Source organism: Alloalcanivorax sp. (genome assembly GCF_964221125.1).
GTDB lineage: Bacteria > Pseudomonadota > Gammaproteobacteria > Pseudomonadales > Alcanivoracaceae > Alloalcanivorax > Alloalcanivorax venustensis.
Map to the genome: position 1 here is coordinate 1 of NZ_CAXPXK010000036.1, position 3338 is coordinate 3338.

Here is a 3338-nt window from a genome sequence, read left to right on the forward strand (position 1 = left end):
GTGAGCTGTTGCCGGACGACCAGCGGCTGGTTCCATTCGGTCGTTTTCTGCGCAGCTCCAGCCTGGACGAACTACCGGAGCTGCTCAACGTGCTGCGCGGTGACATGAGCCTGGTGGGGCCGCGTCCCCTGTTGATGGCCTATCTGCCGCTCTACAACGCCCACCAGCGCCGCCGTCATGAGGTGCGCCCCGGTATTACCGGCTGGGCGCAGATCAATGGGCGCAATAATGTCACCTGGCAGGAAAAATTCGATCTGGATGTGTGGTATGTCGACCATGCGGGTCTGTGGCTGGATCTGAAAATACTGCTGCTCACGGCCTGGACGGTGCTGCGCCGCGACGGCGTTTCCAAGGACGGCCACGCCACCACGGACTATTTCAAAGGTAATGACGACGAATGATTAACGTACTTTTCATGGGCCGCAAGCCCGTGGCCGCCAAGGCGCTCGCCTGGCTGCTGGAACGCGACGACGTTTCGGTGGTGGGTGTCATCACCGACAGTCACCTGGCGGTGTCTCCGACCAGCGAGGTGGCCCGCGATGCCGGCGTGCCGATACTCAGCCGTGAGGAGGTGGAGGCCGGGGTGACCGACGGCTCCTTGTCCGTGGATCTCGGGCTTTCCATGCTCTACTGGCAGAAGATCCGCGCTCCTTTGCTGGAGCATTGCGGTCGAGGGGTGGTTAATTTCCATCCCGCGCCTCTGCCGGAATACAAAGGCACCGCCGGCTATAACCTGGCGATTCTCGAAGACCTTCCCCGTTGGGCGGTATCCGCCCATTACGTGGATGAGGATATCGATACCGGCGAAATCATCCAGGTGCGTGAGTTCCCGGTGGATCGACAGCGCGAAACCGCCCGCACCCTGGAGGCCAAGGCGCAGCCCCTGCTGCTCGCCCAGTTCCAGGAGATCACAGAGCGACTATTGGCGAGCGAACAGCGCCTGGCCACCACGCCCAATACCGGTGGCCGCTACGTCAGCCGGGCACGGATGGAGGCGATGAAGGAGGTGAAGGAGGGCGATGACGTGGAGCGTAAAATTCGCGCCTTCTGGTTCCCTCCTTATGACGGCGCCTATAAAGTCATCAACGGGGTGAAGTGCACCCTGGTCAGCCGCACCATTCTGGAGTCCCTGGCCGACCCGTCCACCAGCAGCCTGTTTACCCAGCCCTCGGATTGAATCTATGTTGAACGGACCTTTCCCGCCCTGGCCAAGCTATAGCGAGGAAGAAGCGGACGCCGTCCGCCGGGTGCTGCTCTCCAACCGGGTCAACTACTGGACCGGCGAAGAGGGGCGTCATTTCGAGCGCGAGTTCGCCGCTTTTACCGGCACCGAGCATGCGGTGGCCGTGGCGAACGGGACCCTGGCGCTGGATCTCGCGCTGCGTGGGCTGGACATCGGCCCGGGCGATGAGGTGATTGTGCCCCCGCGCACCTATCTCGCCACTGCCAGCGCGGTGGTGAACGCCGGCGCCCGGCCGGTATTCGCCGACGTGGACCGGGAGTCCCAGAATCTCACCGCCGCCACCGTGGCGGCGGCACTGACGCCGGCGACGAAAGCCATTCTGTGCGTGCATCTGGGCGGCTGGCCCTGTGATATGGACGCCCTGGGCGCGCTGGCGGAAGAACACGGGCTGTGGCTGATCGAGGACTGCGCCCAGGCCCATGGCGCCACCTGGAAAGACCGCCCCGTGGGCAGTCTGGGACATGTGGGCTGCTGGTCGTTCTGCCAGGATAAGATTATGACCACGGGCGGCGAGGGCGGCATGGTCACCACCAACGATGCGGCACTGTGGTCGCGGATGTGGAGTCTCAAGGACCACGGCAAGAGCTGGGAGGCGGTCTACGAGCGTGACCATCCCCCCGGTTTTCGCTGGCTGCACGAAAGCTTCGGCCATAACTGGCGGCTCACCGAAATGCAGGCGGCCATCGGCCGCATTCAGCTACAGCGCATGGGCGAGTGGACCCGGCGCAGACAGGCACACTGTCAGACCCTGTGGGACGCCGGCCGGCGCCTGCCTGGCCTGCGCGTCCCGGCACTGCCGGAAGCCGCGGCGCACGCCGGGTATAAAGGCTATGTGTTCGTGGAGCCGGAAGCATTGAACCCGGGCTGGAGCCGTGACCGGATCATGACCGCCATGGTGGAGCGGGGCGTGCCATGCTTCTCCGGGTCCTGTTCCGAAGTGTACCTGGAGCGCTGTTTCCAGGACGCGGGGCTGGCGCCCGCACGGCCCCTGCCGGTGGCCCGTGAGCTCGGCGAGACCAGTCTTATGTTCCTGGTTCATCCCACCCTGGAAGACGCCCATATGCAACGCACCGTGGACGCTCTCGCTGAGGTGATGAACGAGGCCGCCGGCTGATGTCCTTTCAGCTGACCAAGCTGGCGGGCGCGCTGTTGATGCCGCTGCCGCTGATTCTTGGTCTGCTGATCCTCGGTTTGGTGCTCTTGTACCTGAACCGTGCCCGCCGGCTGAGTCTGGTGGCGCTTACGTCCGGGACGCTCCTGCTGTTGCTGTTGTCGGTGCCGCTGCTGCCTCGACAGGCTGCCACCGCCATAGAGAACGACTACCCGCGTCTCTGGATGCCGCCGGACGCTTCCTGGGTGGTGGTGCTCGGCGCGGGCTCGCGGCCCGACCCGTCCCTATCTCCGGTGAGCCGCCTGTCCACGAACTCCCTGCACCGACTGGCCGAGGGGGTGCGGCTTTACCGGCAGTTGCCGGCAGCGACATTGATCGTGACCGGAGGTGTACCGGATGTCACCGAGCACACCCTGACCACGGCGGACGATCTGGCAACCGTGGCGGCGTCCTGGGGCGTGCCGCCGGAAGCTATTCTGCGTGCCCGCGAGCCGGTCAATACTGAAGCTGAAGCGGACGCGGTGGCGCGCTGGGTAAAACCCGGCGAACTTATGATTCTGGTGACCTCGGCCCTGCATATGCGCCGTGCGGTGGCACTGTTCGACGAAAAAGGGCTGGCGGTGGTGCCGGCGCCTACTCAGGGTCTGGTGTCGGACGGTGTGGTCGGCAATCAGATACCCAGATCAGGCAATATCAGTCTTATGGAACGAAATCTCAAAGAGATCATCGGCCTGTGGTGGGCGAGGCTGAGGGGGGAGGCCGGGGCGCCGCGGGAGACCGAGTAGCTGAAGCGCCTGCTGCCAAGATGCGCTAACCTTGCTTGTAAGGTGTGTATCGGGTGAAGATGCGCGCCGCCGGCCCCGGATGTGGAGTGAATCGCCGTTGAAAGCGCTGTTGTATAAGGTTGCTGCCCTGGTGCTGCGCTGTAATAGGTCGCAGAAGCGGGCGATTATGATGCTCTGCGATGCCGTGGCGCTGCCGATA

Annotated in this window: 4 protein-coding genes; all 4 read left to right on the forward strand. The window is 64.3% G+C overall.

Features of this window, described 5'->3' with window-relative positions; all coding sequences use genetic code 11:
• Positions 1–401: sugar transferase (locus tag ACEQZD_RS05310; RefSeq protein WP_370184426.1), on the forward strand; the 401-nt coding region annotated here is incomplete at its 5' end.
• A complete protein-coding gene (locus ACEQZD_RS05315; RefSeq protein WP_194855706.1) occupies positions 398–1177 on the forward strand; it encodes a formyltransferase family protein in 780 nt (259 codons plus the stop codon). The genes ACEQZD_RS05310 and ACEQZD_RS05315, both read left to right, overlap by 4 nt.
• Positions 1178–1181: 4 nt before the next feature.
• The gene (locus ACEQZD_RS05320; RefSeq protein ID WP_370184429.1) at positions 1182–2357 is read left to right on the forward strand and encodes a DegT/DnrJ/EryC1/StrS family aminotransferase; all 1176 of its coding nucleotides are present in this window, start codon (positions 1182–1184) and stop codon (positions 2355–2357) included.
• Complete coding sequence (locus ACEQZD_RS05325; RefSeq protein ID WP_370184431.1) at positions 2357–3139, forward strand: ElyC/SanA/YdcF family protein; 783 nt, start codon at positions 2357–2359, stop codon at positions 3137–3139. Before ACEQZD_RS05320 ends, ACEQZD_RS05325 begins: the two co-directional genes overlap by 1 nt.
• Positions 3140–3338: the final 199 nt, after the last annotated feature.